18 protein-coding genes are annotated in these 18,631 nt (G+C 40.9%); 11 read left to right on the plus strand and 7 right to left on the minus strand.

Annotated features, from left to right (window positions below; translation table 11 throughout):
- Positions 1-41: 41 nt before the first annotated feature.
- The 3 genes from MED121_RS13785 to MED121_RS13795 all read right to left on the minus strand — a co-directional run bounded on the left by MED121_RS13785 (position 42) and on the right by MED121_RS13795 (position 2,443).
- Entirely contained in the window at positions 42-1,100 is a 1,059-nt protein-coding gene (locus MED121_RS13785) for a class I SAM-dependent methyltransferase (protein ID WP_009834328.1), read from the minus strand.
- Entirely contained in the window at positions 1,090-1,698 is a 609-nt protein-coding gene (locus MED121_RS13790; protein WP_009834329.1) for a gamma-glutamylcyclotransferase family protein, read from the minus strand. The genes MED121_RS13785 and MED121_RS13790 overlap by 11 nt, the downstream gene beginning before the upstream one ends.
- Positions 1,699-1,945: 247 nt before the next feature.
- Positions 1,946-2,443 (minus strand): copper chaperone PCu(A)C, encoded by a 498-nt coding sequence (locus MED121_RS13795; protein WP_009834330.1) that lies wholly within the window; start codon positions 2,441-2,443, stop codon positions 1,946-1,948.
- Between the two features lie 783 nt (positions 2,444-3,226).
- On the opposite strand from MED121_RS13795, the gene MED121_RS13800 reads away from it, so the two are divergent.
- From MED121_RS13800 to phaC, 3 genes are all read left to right on the plus strand, one after another.
- Positions 3,227-3,976, plus strand: coding sequence for an SDR family oxidoreductase (locus MED121_RS13800; RefSeq protein ID WP_009834331.1), 750 nt, complete (start codon positions 3,227-3,229; stop codon positions 3,974-3,976).
- A 212-nt stretch (positions 3,977-4,188) separates the two neighbouring features.
- Positions 4,189-4,539, plus strand: a complete 351-nt coding sequence (locus tag MED121_RS13805; protein ID WP_009834332.1) for a phasin family protein — start codon at positions 4,189-4,191, stop codon at positions 4,537-4,539.
- Between the two features lie 92 nt (positions 4,540-4,631).
- Positions 4,632-6,431, plus strand: a complete 1,800-nt coding sequence (gene phaC / locus MED121_RS13810; protein ID WP_009834333.1) for a class I poly(R)-hydroxyalkanoic acid synthase — start codon at positions 4,632-4,634, stop codon at positions 6,429-6,431.
- A 74-nt stretch (positions 6,432-6,505) separates the two neighbouring features.
- Here phaC and MED121_RS13815 read toward each other — a convergent pair whose 3' ends face one another.
- Complete coding sequence (locus MED121_RS13815; protein WP_009834334.1) at positions 6,506-8,053, minus strand: PLP-dependent aminotransferase family protein; 1,548 nt, start codon at positions 8,051-8,053, stop codon at positions 6,506-6,508.
- Between the two features lie 104 nt (positions 8,054-8,157).
- On the opposite strand from MED121_RS13815, the gene MED121_RS13820 reads away from it, so the two are divergent.
- The 4 genes from MED121_RS13820 to MED121_RS13835 all read left to right on the plus strand — a co-directional run bounded on the left by MED121_RS13820 (position 8,158) and on the right by MED121_RS13835 (position 10,892).
- Positions 8,158-8,610 carry a GNAT family N-acetyltransferase gene (locus tag MED121_RS13820; RefSeq protein ID WP_009834335.1) on the plus strand — a complete coding sequence of 151 codons (453 nt, stop codon included), beginning with the start codon at positions 8,158-8,160 and terminating at the stop codon, positions 8,608-8,610.
- A 25-nt stretch (positions 8,611-8,635) separates the two neighbouring features.
- Positions 8,636-9,223, plus strand: a complete 588-nt coding sequence (locus MED121_RS13825) for a GNAT family protein (RefSeq protein WP_009834336.1) — start codon at positions 8,636-8,638, stop codon at positions 9,221-9,223.
- A gap of 17 nt (positions 9,224-9,240) precedes the next feature.
- Positions 9,241-9,930: a pyridoxamine 5'-phosphate oxidase family protein gene (locus MED121_RS13830; RefSeq protein WP_009834337.1), complete on the plus strand. Its 690-nt coding sequence runs from the start codon at positions 9,241-9,243 to the stop codon at positions 9,928-9,930.
- Between the two features lie 179 nt (positions 9,931-10,109).
- On the plus strand, positions 10,110-10,892 hold the full coding sequence (locus MED121_RS13835) for a sulfite exporter TauE/SafE family protein (RefSeq protein WP_036180768.1): 783 nt from the start codon (positions 10,110-10,112) through the stop codon (positions 10,890-10,892).
- Between the two features lie 132 nt (positions 10,893-11,024).
- Here MED121_RS13835 and MED121_RS13840 read toward each other — a convergent pair whose 3' ends face one another.
- Positions 11,025-12,782 (minus strand): DUF4105 domain-containing protein, encoded by a 1,758-nt coding sequence (locus MED121_RS13840; RefSeq protein ID WP_009834339.1) that lies wholly within the window; start codon positions 12,780-12,782, stop codon positions 11,025-11,027.
- A 77-nt stretch (positions 12,783-12,859) separates the two neighbouring features.
- Positions 12,860-14,152, minus strand: a complete 1,293-nt coding sequence (locus MED121_RS13845; protein ID WP_242603207.1) for an MATE family efflux transporter — start codon at positions 14,150-14,152, stop codon at positions 12,860-12,862.
- 431 nt (positions 14,153-14,583) lie between these two features.
- On the opposite strand from MED121_RS13845, the gene MED121_RS13850 reads away from it, so the two are divergent.
- Both MED121_RS13850 and MED121_RS13855 read left to right on the plus strand, forming a co-directional pair.
- Positions 14,584-14,832: a hypothetical protein gene (locus tag MED121_RS13850; RefSeq protein ID WP_050764589.1), complete on the plus strand. Its 249-nt coding sequence runs from the start codon at positions 14,584-14,586 to the stop codon at positions 14,830-14,832.
- Positions 14,825-15,259 (plus strand): group II truncated hemoglobin, encoded by a 435-nt coding sequence (locus MED121_RS13855; protein WP_009834342.1) that lies wholly within the window; start codon positions 14,825-14,827, stop codon positions 15,257-15,259. The genes MED121_RS13850 and MED121_RS13855 overlap by 8 nt, the downstream gene beginning before the upstream one ends.
- A 46-nt stretch (positions 15,260-15,305) precedes the next feature.
- Here MED121_RS13855 and norR read toward each other — a convergent pair whose 3' ends face one another.
- Positions 15,306-16,895, minus strand: a complete 1,590-nt coding sequence (gene norR, locus MED121_RS13860; RefSeq protein ID WP_242603208.1) for a nitric oxide reductase transcriptional regulator NorR — start codon at positions 16,893-16,895, stop codon at positions 15,306-15,308.
- A 231-nt stretch (positions 16,896-17,126) separates the two neighbouring features.
- Here norR and MED121_RS13865 point away from each other — a divergent pair, with 231 nt between their 5' ends.
- Together MED121_RS13865 and MED121_RS13870 are read left to right on the plus strand one after the other, a co-directional pair.
- Positions 17,127-17,417, plus strand: a complete 291-nt coding sequence (locus MED121_RS13865) for a hypothetical protein (protein WP_009834344.1) — start codon at positions 17,127-17,129, stop codon at positions 17,415-17,417.
- The gene (locus tag MED121_RS13870; RefSeq protein ID WP_009834345.1) at positions 17,414-18,625 is read left to right on the plus strand and encodes an NnrS family protein; all 1,212 of its coding nucleotides are present in this window, start codon (positions 17,414-17,416) and stop codon (positions 18,623-18,625) included. Before MED121_RS13865 ends, MED121_RS13870 begins: the two co-directional genes overlap by 4 nt.
- The last annotated feature ends 6 nt before the right edge of the window (positions 18,626-18,631 follow it).

Genomic DNA, 18,631 nt, shown 5'->3' on the forward strand with positions numbered 1-18,631 from the left:
AAGCAAACCGCTTTTTTTATATCTTGAGAGCGCCTGAAGCCTTATTTAGGCTTCTTCTGACGAGCTTGATAAATCGCAAAGCCTTGAGCTCGATTAAGGCGAGTATGCGTGCCTAACGCCGCATCTATGATGGATGGGTAACGCAAGAAATCATTGGCAACGATAAACAGCTCACCATTTAAGGTTAAATGTTGTTTGGCATTTAAAATAAAATTCTCGGCAATCGAGTAATCCGTATCTGTTCCCTTGTGAAAAGGCGGGTTAGAGAAAATATAATTAAATCTCCCTTTCACTTCAGTCAGACCATTAGAGCCTAAGAAGGTCATTTTTTCTGACACACCATTGGCTTCACAACTCATTTTGGTTGCTGCAATTGCCAACGCACTATCATCCAATGCCGTAATACGCGCATTAGTATGCATAGCCAGCCAAATAGAAATGATACCGTCACCACAGCCAAAATCTAGCATGCGGGCATCACTCACTTGGCTCATAAATCGATGTTGATCAAGCTGCTCTAAGAATAGTTTGGTGCCTAAATCCAACTTACCATGGCCAAACACACCCGGTAAGCTTTTAAGAATAATGCGTTTGCCCGCAACCTCTTGAGTCCAGGTTTTTACCCAGCTTTCATAGTTAAACGCTGGGGCTTCTGCTTGTTTATCACCCACATACAATAAACAGTGTTTGGCACCTTCTACCTTGCCAACATTTTCTAGACCAGTATTGAGTTTTTTATAAGCCGACTTAACACCGCTTTTGTTATCTCCAACTAACCAAACCTGTCCACCCATTTTTAATAGAGGCAAACACGCAGCAAGCAGATAATCTAATAGCTCTTTCGCTTTTGGTTGATAAATAATGATATGGTCAAAATCGACAGCGTCATGTTCCCAAGTGGCTGCAAAAGCCATTTTGCTCTCATCCATACCCGCGCGAGACAATTGATTAAACACTGTCTTGGATTGACACCAAGCGTAACAGTCAGCTTGCTCAAGCAAGGTCAGAGGGAAGCTATCCTCTGGATTGGCAAACAATACCTTGCCTGTAAATTGTGATGCAGATCGCTCAAGCAGTAAGCTGGTAGAATTAAGACTCATAGGATATAGATAACTCTTGTTTAGATATATTAGTTACAGGCTCAAGCAGAGGGATTAATACCTGTGTATTTAACTCTGGTTGAACTCTAGGATAACGAGGCGTCTGCCTGTCATTAATTAAGGGGGAGTGCCAGCCTTGGGTAAGGGATAAAAAGTCTTGAACAAAACTTTCACCTAGCTCCAAACAGCCAGATAAAATCACATCCACATAACTCAGAGCAATAGGGCATTCCTGTGTTGGTTGTGCAATTTCATGACTATGGTAAATCCAAATGGTCCCTTTTGGTAAAGCCTGTCCTTGATAAGCACTTAGTTGTTCAGACTGAATTTGAGAGCGTTCATAGCCCCTTTCTCTTTCATCAAAAGACGGAATTTCAGATTCATTAATTTCGATTAGCACCCCATTACAGTAAGCCCCTTTTAAGGGAATAACCGCCACTGAACTCATGCCAAACTCAGTTGACATAACAGACCAATTTCTTTGGTAGCCTGCAATTTTGACAGGCCAAACTTGCCCTGTTTCGCCGGTTTTAGCACGGCTTGTGGCATTGATTAAACTGCCATAGCCAAAAATAAAGTGTCGATTTTTATCTGTCATGAAAACTATCTACTTTCTAACCAAGTCTAGGAAGGAATAATTAAGTGGCACAAGCCTGTATTAATGGAAAAACTGACTCAATCTAGCGCTTATTCACCGACTGAGATAGAGCAAACTCATCATACTCGTTTAGCAACAAATAAGGGATATCTAGCCCAAAAATAGTCAGATAAAGACAAGCTTATTCAGAGCATAAAAAAAGCCCTGACTGGATCAGGGCTTCATTAGTCATAAATAAAGTAGCGTCTTAATGATTCATTGAATGCTTATCATGTTTACCTGATGTTGATGGCATTTTAATTTCATCCGGCATCACAATATCTGCTTTCACTATCATACTTTCACCATTGGCTAGATTGAGCTGAATACTCACCTGCTCACCCGGTTTTAGGTTTTTCGTTAGACCGATTAGCATCACATGAAAGCCCCCCGGCTGAAAATCTAAACTTTCACCCGCGGCCACATCAATGCTAGGCACTTTTCGCATACTCATAGCGCCATCAATCATCAAGTGATTATGAAATTCAGTGACCTTAGAGACATCACTTTTAGCGCTAATTAAACTGATCGCCTCTTGCTTATGGTTCATTAGGGTAAAGTAGGCGGCACTGTTTTTTGCACCTGGTGGCATGGCTCTCGCTTGAGCATCCATTATCATAAGGCCCATATTCCCAGCAGCAGTGGCATTAAAACTAAGTAGTGTACTGATGGTTAGGGTTACAAAGGTAAGCAATTGCTTAAACATAGTGTTTTTGTCCTCAAAAAATTTTAAATAAAAGCGGTGAACCTTGTAAGAACTAGCGGATGCTATGATAACTGAGTTTTCAAATAGGGCGTGACTTTATTTAAAAAGACCTGCGATATAAGTCATCTCTTCTCAGTCATATCAATAGAATAAGGAACCTGCAATTAAGTTGCGCTCCTCGCTATAAATCTAGGGGATTTTGTCCACACGCTGAAGCGGGAGGGCTTTTTCGCATTTTCCCTCACTTTCACAAAGAACTAAAAAGCGCTTTATTACGAGTAAAAGAAAAGTGTCGTAATTTTTTGTGCTTTTTAACCAGTATCATCATTTGAATCAAACTCTATATCCCATGACTTTTATATAATTAAAATCATATTGTCATCTGAATTAAATATAATGAGCAGCCATTTTAAATTCACTCATATAAAGAATTTTTATAATTGAAATATGAATAAACGCTCATTTTAAAAACAATAATTTACATACATTAAAATGCACTAATATTGTGCCTTTTAATATTTTTAAAATAAGGATTTTTATATAGATAAAATTATTTTTAAATAATTATTTAAACAATTTTTATCTTCATAACATCATGTTTTTATTTAGAATTTATGCTTGAAATAATCGTTATATAAATAAAATATTACGCTATTTATTGGAAATGGCTTATAAATTGCCTGACTTTAGATGTCAATAAATTGAAATATTTTATACGTATAAATGGTGCAGTCGATTTATCAATAAACAACTCAGTCTGACAACTAGTCAAAGGATGGAATTATGAATAACTTTACTCCTATTGCTTTAGTAACTGGTGCTATTGGCGGAATAGGTAGCATTACATGTAAAAAGTTAATCGATGAGGGCTACCTAGTCGTCGCCATATGTCGCAATAAGCCAGCGGAGGTTCTAAGCCAATGGTTGAGCGATTATGATATTGATAAAGACTCAGTAAAATTTGCGTTTATGGATGTCACAAATAATGAAGAATGTTCACTTGAGCTGGATAAACTTCATAAGGAACTAGGTCATTTTGATGTATTAGTCAATAACGCGGGTATTACACGAGATACTCAGTTTAAAAAGATGGACTATTCTCAGTGGCGTGATGTTATTGATACCAATCTAAATAGTTTATTTAACGTAAGCCAGCCAGTATTTAATGCCATGTGTGAACGTGGTTATGGCAGAATTATTAATATTTCTTCTATCAATGGATTAAAAGGTCAGTTTGGCCAAACTAATTACGCGGCAGCAAAAGCAGGCATGATAGGTTTTACTAAAGCACTGGCAATGGAAGGTGCTCGTAAAGGGGTGACCGTCAATGCGGTGGCTCCAGGTTATACCAAAACCCCTATGGTGGAAGAATTAAAACCCGCCGTCATTGAATCCATTACGGCACAAATTCCGGTTAATCGTTTAGCGGAACCAAAAGAAGTCGCTGCTGCGGTTGCCTACTTGGCAGATAAAGAAAGTGGATTTATTACCGGAGAGACATTATCGATCAATGGTGGACAATATATGCATTGATCGAAACCAGTTTGGTTTGCTTTGCAAATCAAAGCCTTACTTGATTGTGTGATCTAGGCATGACCTAGGATTAAGAGAAATCAGAAAAAAGTACTGGGCCAGAAACACCTTCATCCCAACAAGTAAGATGCATGAGATAGATACGGTTTATGGAAATTTTAAGTGATCTAAGATCAAAACTATCGTATACGAGCAATTAGGAGTGATTCAGTATGTATAGCGAACTATTTAAAACTTTTTCTTCACAAACAGAAAACATGATGTCCCCTTTTACTAGCTATAACGAAATGCTAGTAAAAAACATCGAAGAGACCACCAACTTACAGCTTGAAGCGATGAAAAAATACGCTGATATTGGCCTTAATCAAATTAAGAATGCAACTGCCGTTAAGGACGTTACAAGCTTAATTGAGTTCAATACCAAGCAAGCTGAAACTTTCACTGAACTAAGCCAATCGCTAATTGAAGACGGAAAACGCATGTCTGATATCGCTCAATCATTCAAAGGTAATTTGGATGAATTAGCGGCAACAGCCATGAAAAAAGCAGCACCCACTGCTTAATTCCAATCCCGTGTAGGTGGCGGGGCAGTAAACTTTACTGCCTGCCATCTTTTTCAAGATGCGCTGCACGCACAGCAAATCAGGAGGTGCAAATGTTCAGCCCTAATATGTATGGAGAGATATTCGAAAAACTGTGTGAGTGCAATGCTGCCATGGTAAAAAGTATGCAGCAAAAGCCTATCAATAACCCAATGCAAGAAGCATTAGTCCAGCTAAATAGCCAAGATTTAGGACAATGGGTTGAAGAAGCCGCACAAAATCCGCTCAAGATGATGGATACCCAAATTCAATGGTGGCACGACCAAATGAACATTTGGCAAACCTCCCTGATGCAAGCTGTTCATCCAGAAATAGATGATGCTATCAGCATAGAAAAAGGCGATAAACGCTTTGATGATCCGGCTTGGAAAGAGCAAGTCTTATTTAATGTTCTAAAACAATCTTACCTGTTATTTAGTCGTAACATGCTGCAGATGATAGATAACTCTAACAGCCTCGAAAAATCGACTAAAGAACGTTTAAACTTTTTTACGCGCCAAATGATTAATGCTTTATCACCCACTAATTTTCTCTCTACAAACCCTGAATTAATTCGTTTAACTTTTGAATCTAAAGGGGAAAATTTAGTTAAAGGGATGGAGCAACTACAAGAAGACATGACCTTAAGCGCCGATGTATTAAAAGTGCGTTTAACCAATAGAGATGCCTTTAAAGTGGGCACAGATCTGGCTTCCACCCCAGGTGAAGTCGTGTTTCAAAATGAGCTCATTGAATTACTACAATACCACCCAAGTACAGATACAGTCGCTAAGCGGCCTATCTTAATCGTGCCACCCTTTATCAATAAGTACTATGTAATGGATATGCGCGAGCAAAACTCCTTAGTACGTTGGCTGGTTGGACAAGGTCACAGTGTCTTTATGATTTCTTGGGTTAACCCTGACGAATCACTCGCAGATTATGAGTTTGGACATTATGCAACCAAGGGTGTTATCCCTGCCCTAGAGAAAATTGAAGACCTTACTGGCGAACAGCATGTTAATGCGATTGGCTATTGTGTTGGCGGTATGCTGCTTGCAACAACAGCGGCTTACATGGTCAGTAAACGCATGAAACAGCGTATCAAGAGTATGACGCTCTTAACCACCATGCTTGAGTTTAGTAACCCAGGGGAAATTGGGGTTTTCATCAATGAGCCAACCATTACAGCGATAGAAACCCAGAATAAAATACGTGGCTATATGGACGGTCGCCTGATCGAATCTACCTTTAGCTTATTACGCGAAAACAGCCTGTTCTGGAATTATTATGTGAAGAATTATCTAAAAGGCGAAAGCCCTTTAGACTTTGATCTACTTTATTGGAACAGTGATTCGACCAATATTGCAGCCGCTTGTCATAATGATATTCTGCGCAAACTTTACCTAAATAACCTATTAAAAGAACCTAAAGGCATAGAAATTGACGGAGTTGGTATTGATCTTTCTAAGATCAAGGTGCCGGTTTATTTCTTATCCGCAAAAGATGACCATATTGCAGGCTGGGAAAGCACCTTCACCGGCAGTAAGTACCTAAAAGGTAAGGTAACCTTTGTATTAGGGGAATCAGGCCATATTGCCGGTGTGATTAATCCACCAGCAAAAAACAAGTATGGCTATTGGGCAGGTGGTGATATCAACGCCCAAGATGCGCAAACTTGGGTGAAGTCAGCAGAGCATCATACAGGCTCTTGGTGGACTCACTGGCAAGCCTGGAGTGAAGAGCAGGACACAGCGGAAAAAGTACCCGCGAGAAAGGTTGCAAAAGAAGCCTCACTTGGTGCGGCACCAGGAAGCTATGTGTTACAAAAGCTACCTGTTGAAAGCGCGATGGAACAGGAAAAAGCAAGCTAGCAATAAACGAAAGCGTCGAACCAAGGTCAAACTCGGCTCGACGCTTTAGCGTTTCCATTTTTTAATCGATGCCATTAATCGGCGAGTAAGTTTTCAAATACCTGCCTAACATGGGTTAATACGATTTCAATGTCCTCTTTACTTGGCTCAGTAAAACCTAATACAAACCCTTGCTTTACATTGTTTTTATCAAAGCTTTTGTCAAAGCTTTTATCAAAATAATAGGGGCTCAGGGCCGAGACTAAAACGGTTTGTTTCAATAGAGATTCCATCAAGGCCACATCCAGATATGACGTCTTTTGGAGGCTAATCGATAAATACTTTTGTATCCATTTATCTTTAATATATACAAGTGTATGCATTCCACCATTCGGTTTTTGCCAGTCACAATAAGCCCCTAAATAGGCCTCTATTTGGGCATCAAGATAATCTCGCTTATCTCGATATAGTCGTCTCATACGGCGTAAATGCGCATTAAAATGCCCGTATTCCATAAAGTCTAATAGGGCCGATTGCATGGGCAAAGACGCACTTGGCCCCAACTGTCTTTGACTTTCTTTGATACGCTTAACATGCTCTTTTGGCGACACAATATAACCTAGACGTAAACCTCTAAACATGACCTTGGAGAAGCTGCCTAAAAGAAACGTACGCCGACTTTCATCTAGGTTCATCAAGGGGACGCCTAGCCTGCCTTGGTAATAAAACTCATTGTCATAATCATCTTCTATCACCCAAAGCCCAGCGTCCTTAACACTGTTTTGCTCTACTCTTGCTTTATTTGCTTGGGCTAATAAGGACAACCAGGACTGTCGTCTTAAGGAGCTCATGGCAACACCTAAAGGATATTGTCTATTAGGCGTAATCAGCGCCAGATGTACCTTATTTGCTTCAGATAAATCCGCTAAGGGGGTTTGAGCTCCTTCTTGGTCCACAGCTAAAGGTTTTAAATCTCGACCTAACCAATGGAAAAAACGCGACATGGCGGGAAAACACGGATTCTCAAGCCAAACACGGCCTGTTTCAGGGTGATCTGATAACAAGGCATGACTCAGAATACTTAAAGCATCTCGATTGCCAGAAGTGATAATGATTTGCTCTGCATCGCAATCAAGCCCACGCACATTCGCCAGATATTCAGCTAAATACTCTTGTAGCTTAGGTAAACCATCATGATATGCCCCTTGAATCACACCGATATCAGGGTTGAGCCAGCTACGTCGCATTGAAGCTGCCCAAGCTTTATTAGGAAATGCGCTCACATCAATGCCCGAGTTAAGCTCTATAGACGCCACTGAGTCAGGTTGAGACTGAGCCTTAATAGACGCCTTATTGTGAACTAACTCCCCCGGCAGTAAGGAAGCCATATGCGCCACATAAAGCCCTTTTTTAGGCTGACTCACAAGAAAGCCTTCACTCAATAGAATGTCGTAGACCTTGATGGTGGTTGATCGAGAAATGCCTAGCATGGCAGCCAGTTCACGACTTGATGGCAATTTATCCCCTTCACCTAAATGCTTATCCCTGAACAAGATTTTGAATTGCTCCAGCAATTGGCGATAGCGAGCAAGAGGGGATTGATGATCAATGGAAAGTCTAAGCACTGCATTTGAAGAAACCAACTGGTATGCCTTTTATTATCGATTCTGGATATTTTTAATATATCCAGACTTACTTATCCTGATCAAGCCTTTTCAATACTGACTCAAGAGAAAGAGAGAGTTTTATGAGCACATTAATTAGCCCGGTTACATTAGCAGAATTAAACCAAGTTACGGCCTTGTTTAATCAATATATGGTGTTTTATGAGCAAGCCTCTAATCCCAATAAATACCGTGCTTATTTAAAAGAGCGGTTAGACAAACAAGAAGCAGATATTTTTATCGCCTACGACGAGCACCAAGAAGCACAGGGATTTGTACTGAATTACACCAGCTTTTCCTCAGTCTCTTTAGGCAAGATTATTGTGTTAAATGATTTGTTTGTTGTGCCAGAACATAGACAAAAAGGGGTCGCCGAAGCCTTGATCAGCCGAGTAAAAGCCTTTGCTAAAGAGCAAGAAGCCATACGTGTTGATCTAAGTACGGCGAAAGATAACGTCAAGGCACAGGCCCTATACGAAAAAATTGGATTTGAGCAAGGGACAAAATTCTTTAACTACAGTTTTACAGTAAATTAAATATTAGATACAGAAGGAAATAAATATGTGGCTTGATGTCAACAAACTGGAAGATGCTTATCTATTACTTGAAAGGCTTGAGCCTCATCATGCACAAGATATTGCAGAAGCGGTTTCCAACCAAGACTCTCAACAACTTTGGTTTACCAGCATTCCTAACAAGGATAAGGCCGCTTCATATGTTGAACAGGCATTATCTGCCAAGGATCAAATATGCTTTGTGGTAAAAGAAAAAAGCACAGGAGAGCTATTGGGTTGCACTCGCTTTTACGACATTAAAGCAAGCCATAGAAGAGCCATGATAGGCTACACCTGGTATTGTCCTAAAGCCCGTAGAACCAGTGTTAATACACGATGCAAGATATTGTTATTAAAGCATTTATTTGAAGAAAGTCAGGCCATCGCTGTGGAGTTTCAAACTCACTTTATGAACCATGCATCAAGGGCGGCGATTAAACGATTAGGGGCAAAGCAAGACGGTATTTTACGAAATCATCAGATTATGCCAGATGGTTCCCTTCGAGATACTGTGTGTTTCTCCATTATTCAAAGCGAATGGCCAGCGGTACGTAACAACCTTAATTTAAAGCTATCAAAATACGAAACAGAATAAGCGTATAAGGAGTAAAAATGAGCCAAACTTCATTCGAGAACAACAGCTTAAAGGCCGATAGCTTAAAAAACGATAGCTTAAAGAGCAGCAAGAGTAAGGTTAGACGAGGCGCAAAACGTGCCAGCTATGATAAGCAAACCATACTGGATATTTTAGATCAGTCGCTCATGTGCCATGTGGCGCAAAGTATTGATGGTCAGCCCTTTGTCGTGCCGACCTGCCATTGGCGAGAGGGTGATTACTTTTACTGGCATGGCTTAGCTTCGGCTCGAAATGTTAAAAATAGCCTTGCTCAACCTGTGTGTATCAATGTGACTCATTTAGATGCCCTAGTCATGGCTCGATCGGCAATGCATCACTCGGTCAACTATCGCTCCGTGACTTTATTTGGCATCCCAGAAGCCGTCACAGATCCGACTGAAAAAACGCGTCATCTTAAACTCTTCCTGGATAAGGTTTCACCAGGCCGTTGGGAAACCTTAAGGCCAGTTACTGAGCAGGAACTAAACGCCACAGGTTTAGTACGCATTCCTATTAATGAAGCTTCTGCAAAAATTAGAGCAGAGGGACCTGTGGATGATGAAGCAGACAGTGAATGGCCCGTTTGGGCAGGATTAATCCCACTAAACAAACAATGGCGTGGAGGCATCCAAGACCCTGAGCAAAACACCTCTTATAAAGAACCTAAACGACCTAACGCGTTTTAAGGCTGGCTTTTATCACCTTCAACACATCATTTAATCAGCCATCAGGCTGATTAAATGAATTTTATTCACATCTTAGCGCCTCTGGCCCTGACTCTTTTAAAAGCTATGTTAAGATGCGCCTCTATTTCTTCAGAGTCTTTATTCAAGGTTATCAAGCTTTACTAACAGGGCAGCTTTTCATGATGGATTTATTAATTTGGCAATACCTTGCCATAGGTCTAGTTTTTATCTGGAGCGGATTTGTTCGAAGCGGTCTAGGGTTTGGCGGCGCCGTTCTTGCTTTACCTTTCCTCCTCTTAATCCACAATGACCCTTTAGTCTATTTGCCAATTATCGCGATTCATCTACTTATTTTTTCTAGCTGGATAGCAATCAAAGGCCACCTGCAAAGCAAAAAACAAGCAAGCAGTGAGCAAGGACAAAGTAATATCGATTGGGCTTATCTTAAAAAGTCACTCGGTATTATGATAGTCCCTAAGTTAATTGGTGTATTTGGCCTATTAACTCTGCCATCTAATCTCATTACCGGCATCATCTTTGCCATAGTGACCTTGTTTGCTATTACTTATATTTTAGATAAGCCCTTCAAAAGTAATAATAAATGGCTGGATAACATTTTTCTCATGTTGGGAGGCTATGTCAGTGGTACGTCCTTAATCGGCGCCCCCTTAATTGTGGCTGTGTATGGCACGCATGTGGCCCGCCATCAATTGAGAGATACCTTATTTGTCCTCTGGTTTATCCTAGTCATGATTAAAATGGTTTCCTTTTTAATCGCTGGTATCGACCTACAGTTAATCCATCAAATTTGGCTATTACCCTGTGCCTTTATTGGTCATTTATTAGGACAGAAGTTTCATAATCATATCCAAGCAAAGGACAGTAAAGTCTTTTTTAGAGTCCTAGGTTATGCCCTTTTGATCATCTGTATTGTCGGCTTATACATGAACTTTATTGCCTAAAAATCGCCTAAAAATCACCTAGAAGCAGTATCGATAAAAAAGTCGTCAAAAAAGTCGATAAAAGCACTTAGCATAAAAAAACGAGCGCTAACCTCATGTTAGAGCTCGTTTTTTATTGCTTTAAGAAAGGCTTTAAAAGTAGTAAAACACGGAAGCAGTGTGACTTGTTTCTTCGCTTTCCTGTTTCACCGCCTGATACTCAAGAGCGAAAGCAGAATTGAGCCTTTTATAAAGGCTTAACTCATGATCAATAAGGTCTTTATTCTCATAAGCTAACGAGGCAAAACCCATATTGGCTTCAAAACCAGAATAGACAGGCACCCGAGTCGAGTCAGTTATTTCTAAGGATGGCAGCAGATAAAATTTTGCTTCAAATAAAGACACACTAGCGCCTAAGCCAAGCCGAAAAACACCTCTAAGCTCATCATCTTGATTACGCTCCGTGCCTATTTTTAAAGCCCATGAAGTTTTTTTTGTAATAAAATTAATAGGTTGTAGCCGGCCAATATCGATTAGGCTCAAATCCTCAAGTCGATAAGAACCCTCTCGTTCGATAATCTCTATACTGGCTGCTTTAAGGTATTCAGCATTAAAGAATGTTTCTCTTTGATAAAATTTACGGTAGTCCACTAAGGCCAGATGTAATCCTGATTCATCTTGATTGAAACTGAGTCCAACGGATGAAAGATTCAGCTTATCTTTGTCTTCATCAATCACTGGGACAGCTTTTGGGAAGCTCTTTAACAAGTTTGTTTGATTACCATAAGTATCGATTAAGCCCGAATATGAAGGATAAGTATTCTTATAAGTTTCAACCCCTAAGCGACTAGCAAGCACAGCAACATCCCCTAAATCTTGATGTATTCCTTGATATTGAAACCCTTGTTTTTGCACCATTTGGCGAACCGCTAGTTGCTCAAAATCATTCAATACTTGGTACTTACGATTAAATTGGGTCAATAAAGAGCTGAGTTCAAATACCTGACTTTTTGGGGCAGCTTGATAAACTTGAGCCTCTATCAAGGCAGGCGAGATAATCGTTTTATCCTCATCAAGACAATCACAAGCATAATCTAACGAGTGATAAATATAAGTCGCACAATTATTTAAAAAGAAGTTATAGGACAAGGGTTTAGTCTTAGCTTCTAGCAGTTTTTGCGCAAAGTATTGAATCAACTTTTGGTTTTCAAACTGCTCTTTCGACAGCTTAATAAAACGTAATGAGCGTGATTCATAGTGATTATAAAAAGAGATGACCTGGTGCAAAGGGGTGAGATTGATTTCAGCATTAATGCTCCCAAAGCCGCCTTTTATTGTCTGTGAGAATAACTGTTTGCTTTCTAACGGCGCAAGCACAGACAAAACCGGAGAGAAGTAAAAATCATCTTCATCTAAGAAGAGTAGTAATGAATGGCCAAAATAAGACATAGGAGCATCTAGGTTAGTTTCAGCAACTAATAAATAGGGCGTTTTATCTTCTAATAGCGTTTCAATTTCTGGCTTGTTTTGAGCTTCACCTTGCTGCTCACAAGCATTAATTTTCCCCATTAAATAAAGGAAAAAAGCATAATTATCTTGTTGCTCAAGCAAAGCCTTATCTGCTAATAAAGCCTCATCACAGCCTAAAGAGGCGAGTTGAATTTTAAGGCTGTCCAGCCCTACCCCTGATTGATGCTTAATTTGAAAAATGAGAGCAGGGCTATTTTTTAAAATAAATTCTGGCAAACCTATGTCATATGATATGGGCTGAGCCATTATATTTGCGTGAAAAAGCAAAGAGAAGAAGCCCATAGTAAGGAAGGGCTTAGATAAGATACTTCTCATGGATTTCAGCTTTCTAAACTTAGTGCCATTATTTTCAGCCATTTTCTCGCGCTTAAGGTTAGGCATTCTGCTTCCCATATATAAAAATTCAGGCCTGTTAATCAGGCCAATAACAAATTATATAAAAAGAAGTCAGAATTTACTTAATTCACTTTCGAAAACCACTTACCTTGTGCCAAATTGCGACGATATAGCCAGTACATACTGATGCCACGGGCGACGAATAAAGCGGCCTGACTAAACCAGAGACCATGGTTACCCATGCCTAATTGCTGCGTGATATACCAACAAGGGAAGAAGACAAGCACGACTGACACTATCATGGCATCTTGCATCTGCTTTACTTCAGTCGCACCAATAAACACGCCATCTAGCATGAAGGACCAAATACCCAGCAGCGGGAAGATAACCAACCAAGGTAAATATATCGCCGCGATGCTTTTAACCGACTCGATACTGGTTAATAAAGACACTATCTGGTTGCCAAAGAGCCAGAAAATAAGAACTAATCCTACCGCTGCAATCAGTGCCCACACACTGGATAAGAGCACTACCTTTTCAAACTGTGTTCTGTCTTTTTGACCGATCGCCTCGCCACATAAGGCTTCGACAGAAAAAGCAAAACCGTCTAAAGCATTAGAGATGATCATTAAGAAGGTCAGTAATACCGCATTGGCAGCGAGAATATTATCCCCTTGAGCTGAGCCTTGGGCAGTAAAGAAAATACCCACGGTTAATAACAAGATGGTTCGTACAAATAAATAGCGATTTACCTGAATTAGAGCAATGTATTCAGAGAATTTTAATAGGCTTTTTGCAACCTGAGCGGAGAGATTAATATTCAGCTTTTTCAATTGCTTACTGGCTAAATACAAGGCCAAAGCTAAACCTGTATATTGCGAAATAACGGTCGCCCAGGCCACACCATCGCTGGCCATATCTAAATGATAAACAGCGTAATAATCCAGCACCATATTAACCACATTAATTAATAACATGATCCACAGTGGTCCACGGGCATTTTGCACTCCATAAAACCAGCCAACCACGGCATAACCTGCCAAGACCGCAGGAGCACTTAAAATACGCACTTCGCAATACAACCTTGCCCAAGGTTCTACTTGTGCACTGGGAGACATCATCCATAACATGACATCAATGATGGGTTCCTTAAATAAAATAAGCAGTAAGCCTATCAAGATCCCTAACAAAACTGACTGTAATAACAGCTCTAGAACCCTTTGCTCATCCTTACGACCAAGCGCTTGGGCGGTTAACCCAGTCGAGCCCATGCGCAAAAAACCAAAGGCCCAAAACACCAAACTAAAGATACTTGCGCCAATTGCCACAGCACCAAGATGGCTTTCATTGGCAAGGTGTCCAACCACAGCCGTATCCACCAAACCTAATAAGGGCGTCGTAATATTGGATAACATAGGTGGCCATGCCATATGCCATATACGTTTATTAAGTTTTTTTTCTTTTTTAAAGGTGGGCAAAAGCGTAAGGAAGAAGGACATATTTCAATCAAGGCCTTGGAAAAAGTAAGAGTATCTTGCTAAAAGAGGGCTATTTATACTTAAAAAACCCCTATTTTGGCTAGAAGTTTCGTTTTCATTGTGGATAAAACATTCAATTACTCACAAGTTTGTTCATCGATTTGAGCCTTTATTCTCGATATACCAGATATAATGTGAATTAGTATGTTATTTATCCACATATTTTTTTACTGGCATTCAGTTTAGGTTATCCACAAATCGAGCTCCATTCACTTCATGCCCAAGGAAGACGAGCATTCACACTCAGTTTTGATTAAAATAGCGCAAAATGATGGCTCAGCCACATAATCAAATTTTGGAGTTTCGCTATGAAAAAGTACATGAAGCCTTTATTGGAAGGTCTAGCCGTTGGTATTGTGTTTGTCAGTATCACCATGCTGTTTCAAATCCCTCATTACATGAGCGCTATTATCGGTGTGTTAGCAGCCATAGGTGGTTTTAGAAATTCCATTAAAATGGATGCCGAGAAAAAAGCGAAAAACGCGGTACCAGCATCAGCCAGTGATGATTTAAAAAATGCCGACACAGACGCCAACAAAGAGCCAAAAAATGACTGAGCAAAAACCAACCTATGGTGAAGGCGACAGCACTTTTCAAGCCGTAGGAGGTAAAGAAGGGCTGCATGCTCTTGTATCAGACTTCTTTCACTTTATGGGGACAGAACCTCAATTCAAGCGCCTTTATGATATGCACCCAGCCGATACTGAGTTATCTATCGACAAGCTTTATCGCTTTTTAACAGGCTGGATGGGCAGCGATAAGCTCTATAGCCAAAAATATGGCTCTATCCAATTGCCTAGGGCCCATATGCACCTAGATGTCATAGATGAAGATAAACAGGCTTGGTTAGATTGCATGGCAATGGCGATGGATAGTCAGGGCTTAGACGCAGACTTAAAAGAATACTTACTGATTCAACTTGCCGTGCCTGCAGAGCGTATCAGACAAGTTAGCCAAGCAAGGCAAGCGCAAGAGTCATCATAAAGTATTAGTCATAACACTCTCATTGCACGCCGACCTAGTAGGCGTGCTAATTTAGCTGCTTCGTCACTTCTATACCTAACCTTTTTGCCAAGCGCACCAAGTTTGCTCTATCCATCTCTAGGCTTCTTGCCGCTTGAGACCAATTATATTCAGCGAATACCAGTGCTTGCTGAATGCTTTGAGCTTGAAAAGCCGCGGTTGCTGCTTTCAAATTAGAGACAGTAAAGGCTTTATCATTCGCTGTAGTTGTCACAAGCGACCCTGCCTTTGAGTCCGACAATGATGCGTTAGTCTGATGGCCTTGAAGCTGGCCTAAATGATAGGGTTTAATCCGCGCCATACCTGTTTGATGCGTTTGATCAGACCTTGCCATCAGAGCGGCTCGGTTCATCACATGCTCCAGTTCGCGTACATTTCCAGGCCAATCATAAGCGTCTAAACTGGCGATAGCATCATCATCAATCAAGAGCTGAGACATACCTAATTTGCGCCGAGATTGTTCAATAAAATAACCCGCTAATAAAGTGATATCACCCAGCCGTTCTCTTAGTGGAGGGATACAAATAGGGAATACACTTAATCTATGATACAGATCTGATCGGAAGCGATTGGCTTCTACTTCTTGTTTCAGCACTCGATTGGTGGCAGCAATCACACGTACATCCACCAGCTCTACCTGATCCTTACCAACGACTTGTATTTCTTGGCTTTGCAGGGCCCGCAGCAGTTTACTTTGAGCAAGAAGTGGTAATTCTCCTATTTCATCTAAAAAGAGGGTGCCGCCATTGGCTAGACTAAACTTACCTGCTCTGTCTTTATCAGCCCCAGTAAACGCCCCTTTAACATGACCAAACAACTCACTTTCAATTAAGTTTTCAGGTAAGGCAGCACAGTTCACATACACTAAAGGGCCTTTTGCTCGAGTGGACTTTCGATGCAATATACGCGCGACAAGTTCTTTACCCACACCCGTCTCGCCTTCAATCAGTACAGCAAAGTCAGAAGGGGCCACTAAACCTATTTCTTGCTGCATCTTTTGCATAGGTAAGCTTTGTCCAATCAGCTCGCCACCATCTTTAATCAAGGCTTCTTGGGTCAGTTCAGAAACCAGGTTTTGATAATGTTCGCTATGGGACTCTAATTTTTTGAAAAGAATAGCGGTTTTTAAACTGGCCGCAGAGACGGCTGCAATCACTTCTAAGGTTTTTACAGGAATCTCATCAAATACCCCAGGTGTCAGACTATCTAAGGTTAATATGCCAATCAGCTGCTCATCGGCATACAAGGGAAACCCCATACATGCATGGACGGGCAGGTCTCCATGAACAGCTTCAAGCATACCGTCATAAGGGTCAGGTAAATCACAATCACTGGCAAAGCGAACAGGCGTTTGGCTTTGACTAATGGCTTCGAATCTTGGCTGAGAGAGGATGTCAAAACGCCTACCTAACAGCTCAGAACTAACCCCAGTCTGAGCAAGGGGTTTGAGCTCCTGACCCTGCCTTTTTAGTAACACCACCGCATCACAGGGAATGATATGGCGTATGGTTTTTAATAATCGATCAAACCTGTCTTTGGTTGTCACGTTTTGCGCCATATCAATCGCCAGTTCAAGCAAGTCATTCGATGTAATCACTATCCCATTCCCCATCACTTAGGTCTCAGCTAAGAGTATATGTCATTTTGACTCTAAAAGGTTTTTTTAACTCTTAAAGATATAAGTCATTTTGACTCAATAAAATTGAAATAAAAATTCAAACCATTGATAAATATAACTTTTTAAAGGTTGGCATTAGAACTGCAATATTAAGCGTAGAGAAGAAATAAATTAGACACAAATGCTGATAGAGCATTGAAGGAGACAAACATGTTTGGCCACCAATTTAAACTAATGCCAGTAATGAGCCAACAAAAGCTCACAGCTTATGAGCTTGAAGAGAATTTTAAAAGCATACTGCTTGCAGGGAATAGCCTGATGCTAGCCTCTTTAATCATTATCTTGGCAACCACTTTTATAGGTTATTTACAGCCAGATCAATTCAGTATGCGTACTCAAATTGTTAGCCATATTGCCATGGTGGTATTCGCGGCTTTTTTAAAAATTGGTTATGTCATGCGTCTCATTGGCCAAAACGGTCTAAGGCTTAACACCTTATGATGAGTCATATTCGCCCTGAACAGATAAAACCTAGTGACCAAAAACAACCTGGTTTTGATTTATTTAATCTTGCTTTTCGCCCCGGCTTTTTAGGTGCCAGTGTTTTTTCCTTGCTTGCTTTAAGTTTGTGGTTGCTGGTTTTAAACGGGCAACTCAGCTTACCTAAACAAGGCCTATCAAGTGTCATTTGGCATTTCCATGAGATGGTCTTTGGCTTTGCGGCTTTTGTGGCCTTGTCCTTTTTGCTCACAGCATCACAAACATGGACTCAACTTCGTAGCTTAAATGGTAAGCCACTCTTTCTATGGTGCCTCATTTGGGCTTCTGTACGCATATTATTATGGCAAGAGAACCTGTCGCTTCAGTACTTAGCCTTTGGCTTGCAGCTTATCTGGTGGCTAATCGGCATAGGGTTCTTGGCTCAACTTTTATATCGCGCCAAAAACCGCAACCTCATGCTGTTACCACTATTAAGCATCATGATGCTAATTAATATGGGCATCATAGTGGCTGATTTAGCTGGTGATACCGCTCTCGCCTTACACTTTGGCCGCACGGGTGTGCTCTTATTTGCGCTTTTAGCCGGTATTTTAGGGGGGCGTCTTATTCCTATGTTTACTTGCAATGGCACTAAAGCTCTGCCTCTTGCTGCGAAGGTGATAGCAACCCCAAGACTCACCAAGTTACTGATAGCAACGGCGTTAATCAATAACCTATACGCCTTTATCTACCCCTTTTTTGAGCTGGCACTTGTACCTGGTGTCATCATGATTTTCTTAGGTAGCCTGCAGCTTATCCAGCTTTATCATTGGCATCCAAGGGCCAGCTTACAAGCCCCACTGTTATGGTCCTTGCACCTCACCTATGGCGCTCTTGGATTAGGCTTTATTTGCCTAGGAGCTAGCTTTTTTACTGAGCTGATCCGCTTTGCTGACGCACTCCACTTGATTGCGATCGGAGCCATTGGCGGCATGATACTCGCCATGATGTCTCGGGTGTCTTTAGGTCATACGGGGCGCTTAATTCAATCGGCTCCGCTTATGTCATTGGCCTTTGCCATGATGCTTGGAGCAGCCTTAACACGTGCTTTTTTACCTGCTTTAGGTCTTGTTATAGAAGCATGGCAGCTCAGTGCAGCCCTTTGGGTAGGTGCCTTTGCTCTCTTTATTCTGCATTACAGCAGCATCTTAATTCGCCAGCGTTTATAGCGCACT

Origin of the sequence: Marinomonas sp. MED121, from assembly GCF_000153025.1 — a bacterium.
GTDB lineage: Bacteria > Pseudomonadota > Gammaproteobacteria > Pseudomonadales > Marinomonadaceae > Marinomonas.